5 protein-coding genes are annotated in these 4,657 nt (G+C 63.5%); 2 read left to right on the top strand and 3 right to left on the bottom strand.

The genetic code is table 11. From position 1 onward, the window contains the following. A partial coding sequence (locus BACI349Y_RS20105) for a CehA/McbA family metallohydrolase (protein WP_201302550.1) occupies positions 1 to 587 on the top strand: 587 nt, incomplete at its 5' end. 81 nt (positions 588 to 668) lie between these two features. Here BACI349Y_RS20105 and BACI349Y_RS20100 read toward each other — a convergent pair. Further along, positions 669 to 992 (bottom strand): hypothetical protein, encoded by a 324-nt coding sequence (locus BACI349Y_RS20100; RefSeq protein ID WP_159636191.1) that lies wholly within the window; start codon positions 990 to 992, stop codon positions 669 to 671. A gap of 231 nt (positions 993 to 1,223) precedes the next feature. On the opposite strand from BACI349Y_RS20100, the gene BACI349Y_RS20095 reads away from it, so the two are divergent. After that, positions 1,224 to 2,000 (top strand): helix-turn-helix transcriptional regulator, encoded by a 777-nt coding sequence (locus tag BACI349Y_RS20095; protein WP_201302549.1) that lies wholly within the window; start codon positions 1,224 to 1,226, stop codon positions 1,998 to 2,000. 24 nt (positions 2,001 to 2,024) lie between these two features. Here BACI349Y_RS20095 and BACI349Y_RS20090 read toward each other — a convergent pair whose 3' ends face one another. Continuing rightward, positions 2,025 to 4,001: an amino acid transporter gene (locus BACI349Y_RS20090; protein ID WP_159636188.1), complete on the bottom strand. Its 1,977-nt coding sequence runs from the start codon at positions 3,999 to 4,001 to the stop codon at positions 2,025 to 2,027. Positions 4,002 to 4,229: 228 nt separating this feature from the next. Further along, the gene (locus BACI349Y_RS20085; RefSeq protein WP_159636185.1) at positions 4,230 to 4,451 is read right to left on the bottom strand and encodes a hypothetical protein; all 222 of its coding nucleotides are present in this window, start codon (positions 4,449 to 4,451) and stop codon (positions 4,230 to 4,232) included. Between the last annotated feature and the right edge of the window lie 206 nt (positions 4,452 to 4,657).

The following is a 4,657-nucleotide window of genomic DNA, read 5'->3' as shown; positions in this document are numbered from 1 at the left end:
GGACCGGTCCATGGACCGCGGACGATGAGTACGCCATCAACACGTGGGACTCCATGCTCGCCAGTTCGGTGCGCACCGGCGGCCGCTGGGTCCCTGCGATGGGCAACAGCGACGCACACAGCGAGCCGCAGGTCATCGGCCTGCCGCATAACGTCGTTGACGCCGCAGCGCTTTCCCACGACGCCATCCTGGACGGCATCCGCAACGGCCGCAGCTGGATTGCCGAGTCCGCCGGCATCTCCCTGGACTTCACCGTGTCCGCAGCCGGCCGGAAGGCAGGAGTGGGGGAGCGGCTCGACGTCAAAGCCGATGCCCCGGTGACAGTCAGCATCGACGTCAGTGGTGTTCCCAACGGTGTCATCCGGATCATCACTGATGAAGGGCAGACCCAGCAGGTGACGCTCCCGGCCTCCGGCCAGGGCACCCACACCTGGATCACCACCGCCCAGCTCTCCGCCTACGTGCGGGCCGAGGTGCGCCATCCCATGGCCGACGGCACGGCGAGCAACGGGACCAATATGGGGACGACGCTGCTGCTGGGTCCAATGGCTGCCTTGACCAACCCGATCTTCCTCGGCGCCAAATAGGGGTCGATTGACGGAAAAAGGCCCAGGGGCCGGCTCCTGCGAGGGACCGGCCCCGGGACCTTCTTCAGCTGTTGGGCTCCGTCACTGCTGCGCCGGGACCGACGTCCTGAGGCTGTCGGTATTGGACGTAAGGTAATTGTGCACCTCATGGAAAGTCAGTTTCGGGGGTGCCGCAAAGCCCAATTCCATGCTGAGAGGTCCGATCTTTTCCTGAGCGAAGGTGTCGAACTGCTCACGGCTTTCCCAGACGTCCGTGACTTGGAATCCTTTATCCGTAGCCGTGGCCCAGTGGGATATCGAACCTGCGGGACCGGGACCGCCTGGGGTCAAGCCCGTTTTCTTGTTGATCTCGTCATATTGTTCAAGCGTCGACCCGTCGAACTCCATGATGATTGCGACTGCCATGATCTTCTCCTTCTTGGGTCGGGTCCGTTTCTTGCAGACGCGCGGGTGGATGGCCTGCCACGTCCGGCAAGGTGAATATAGAACCCCTTGCATGCGGCTTACATACGCAATTCTGCGCATAGCGGGTGCGGACCAAATGGGGTAGCCCCTACAACTGGCAAACCCTTGAATCTGCTGAATTCCGGCCCCTAGCCTTGGAAAACGAACCATTCGTTTTTGGTGGGCAGAACAATGGATGCTGTTGGTGACCTTGCCGGCGAGCTCGTCCGGCTGCCGGACCCCGGGACCTATCTGAAAGCGGCCAGCGAGCTCCTGTCGAAGCTTTTCCCCTGCGATGGGCTGGCATGGAATGAGCTGGATATGCAGCAGGTCCGGGCGGAGGTCTACGCCCGCCCCGGAAACCACCCGTTCGGTGATCTTGCCCGAAAACTGCTTGAATTCCGAAACGACCATCCGCTCGTCACAAGCGCCTTAGGCGACTCCATGGCCGGCGTGTGGCGCCCGCGGCGCCTCAGCGACATTGTTTCCGACCGGGAGTTCCACGAATCGAGGCTTTATCGTGAAGGCTTCCGGGAGATGCGGATTAACCGTCAATTGTCGCTACGGACGGCACAGGCAGGCTCCGGAATATTGCACAGTTGGGTCATGAACCGCTGGAATCATGATTTCAGCGACAGGGAAATGGTCCTTGCCAGGGAAATCCAGCCAATGCTGTGCCTCCTCGACACGGCCTATTCACAGCCGCCGCCTACTGCAACGAACAATCCGTGTCCTGCCGACGGGTTCGGTCTGACAGACCGCGAGGCAGAAATCTTGGCGCTTGTGGCGCAAGGCCTCAAAAGCACAGCTGTCGGCCACCTTCTGGGAATCAGCCCGCGGACGGTATCCAAACACCTGGAACACTCCTACTCGAAGCTCAGGTGCACCAACCGCGTGGACGCCGTCAGGCTGTTTACAGCGGCCCCCAGCCGTGCCCCGGGTACCGGTAACTTCAGCGTCCCGGCGTGAGCCGCGCATCCCCCGTTGCACCGGTCAACCCACATGGATGCCGGGCCTGGCCGCCTTGTCAGGTTCCGTCTCGCGGAGGATTTCCCGCACCAGCGGAGGCGTATCGCCCTGGCCAAGGAACAGGTAGCGCATGAGGTGGTTGACCGGGCTGCCCTCAGACCATTCGAAGTAGCACTGCGGCATGACCCCGGTCGAGTCCCGGAGGGCCAGCAGGACTGCTGCGATGGCGTTCGGCACGGCGGGGGACTTCACGCGGAGGACCCGGTAGCCGTCAACCTCGATGCCCTCGACCCGAAGCGTGTGGCTGAATTCCGAGGGGTCGGATATCTCAACTTCCAGGAAGATGACGTCGGCGGGGCCGGGGACGGGGTTCAGCCCGCGCTGCTCGAACTCCTTCTCCGCGTACTCCGTCCCGTCCCCGGTCTGGCGTTTGTTCGCGATGATGTGGAGTTCCCGGTCGTACGCGATGGAATCGGTAATGAACTGGCGGGCGGGTTGGTCGAATTCGATGGTGTCGACCCGCAGTTCGGTGGTCCGGGTAACGCGGGACACGAGGGAGACGGCGATGATGCCGCCGATGAAGAACGCGGAGATAAGGAGGCCGTCCGGCTTTTCGATGACGTTGTCGGCCAAGGCGTACAGCAGGATCAGGGTCAGTAGAGTGAAGCCCACGGCGCTGGCCCGGCTGCGGCGCCGGATGGCCGAGACGGTGACGGCGACCGCCCCCGAGACCATCATGGCCAGGATCCCTGTGGCGTAGGCGCCGGCCTGGGCGTTCACGTCCGCCTTGAAAGCTATCGTGATGCCGATGCTCACCACGGTGTAGACCAGCACAACAGGCCTGACAGCGCGGCCCCACTCGGGCGCCATGCCATAGGCGGGCAGGTAGCGGGGGACGATGTTGATGAGCCCGGCCATTGCAGACGCGCCGGCGAACCAGAGGATCAAGGCGCTGGAGATGTCATAGACGGTGCCGAATCCGGCGCCGAAGAGTTCGTGGGCCAGGAACGCCAGGGCCCGTCCATTGGCTTGGCCGCCGTCCTGGAACTCGCTGGGCGGGATCATGACGGTGGTCAGGAAGCTGGTGGACATGAGGTAGACGCTCATGATCAGTGCAGCGGTGGTGAGCAGCTTGCGGGTATTCCTGACCCGGGAAGCCATGACGTCGTCCGGCGTGCTTCCGGAGGCCTTGATCAGCGGCATCATGGACACCCCGGTTTCGAACCCTGACAGGCCCAGGACCAGCAACGGGAAGGCGATGATGGCCGGGCTGACCAGCCCCATCGGTCCGCCGCCACTGGAGAGCAGCCGGTCGGTCCAGCCCGCCACCAGGGACGGGTCGGCCGCGAGGTGGATGAATCCGGCCACCACGACGGCGGCGTTGAGCAGCAGGTAGATGGCAACCAGCGGGATGGCGACCCCGACGGCTTCATTGAATCCCAGCAGGAACACTCCACCCAAAATCAGCAGCAGGACCACCGTGATGATCACTGCTCCGCCCTTGAGGGCTTCGGGCATCAACGGGTTTTCCAGCAGGTGGACTGAGGCGTCGGCGCCCGAGAGCGTAATGGTGATGATCCACGAGGTTGCCACAAAGCCCAGGAGCAGCAGGACGAAGAACTTGCCGCGCCAGAATGGCAACAGCTTCTCCAGCATGGCCACGGATCCTTGACCGTGCGGGCTTTCCTGGGCGACCCTGCGGTACATGGGCAGCATACCCAGCAGTGTCAGGGCCACGATCAGCAGGGTGGCCAGCGGCGACAGCGCCCCGGCGGCCAGGGCCGCGATGCCTGGCAGATAGGACAGTGTGGAGAAATAGTCGACGCCGGTCAGGCACATGACCTTCCACCAGGCGTTGGGCTTGTGGTCCTCCTCGGCCTCCGGGCCGGTGGGAGCCACCTGGTTGGCGAGCAGCCAGCGCACCAGGGGACTGCGGTCCGGGCCAGGTTCCTGCTTGAGGTCAACATGCGCGGGGACGACGTGGTCAGAAGGGGTTGTCATCGGGTTCTTCCGTTGGGGTCTGGAACCACGGGCCCGAAGCGGAGCCCATGAAACCGGGCAGTACTGGTCCGGATCGCCGGACCTAAGCTGCTCTTACCCGGGGGTCAGGAGTTCCAGACAATAAAGAGAGGCATGTTGTCTTGGGGCTGGCGGAGGGCAGGGCCGGAACCAGGCTCGGCTCCACGGGCAAGCTGTTTGGTTGGCAGAAGAGTCCTCTGTGCGGTGCACCTAGCGATGGCGTTCCAAGAGCCACGCCGAATCCACCTGGGCTTCCGGGCGGTGCCGCAGTCTCCTGACCAGGATGGCGAACGGCAACAACAGCAGCTGGAACATCCCGCTTGCGAGCAGCAGGGCAACGAGCAGGAGGATGTCCGGAAGGTAAAGGAGGAAGACGCCGGCGATTGCGGCGAAATATCCGGCGATGAACCCGAAGATCGTCCCGGTATCCATGATTGCTCCCAAGAACTGGTCACCCAAACTGGGTGATAGACAGTGTTCTGTTGGCGGCCCGGCTCTGTGCAGTACGGAACCGCACTCGCTGGGCGATGCTGCCCGTGGTGGATGACATCACCGGCGGACTTTTCTGAGCCTCGACCTGCGTCTCGGTCCAGGGCTTTGGCCTGTGACGGAACGGACCCGGCGCCACGGCCTGTGGT

It is taken from the genome of Arthrobacter sp. 8AJ (assembly GCF_902506025.1).
Taxonomy (GTDB): Bacteria; Actinomycetota; Actinomycetes; order Actinomycetales; family Micrococcaceae; genus Arthrobacter.
The sequence above is the reverse complement of the archived record's forward strand: the minus strand, read 5'-3'. Positions and strand labels throughout refer to the sequence as shown.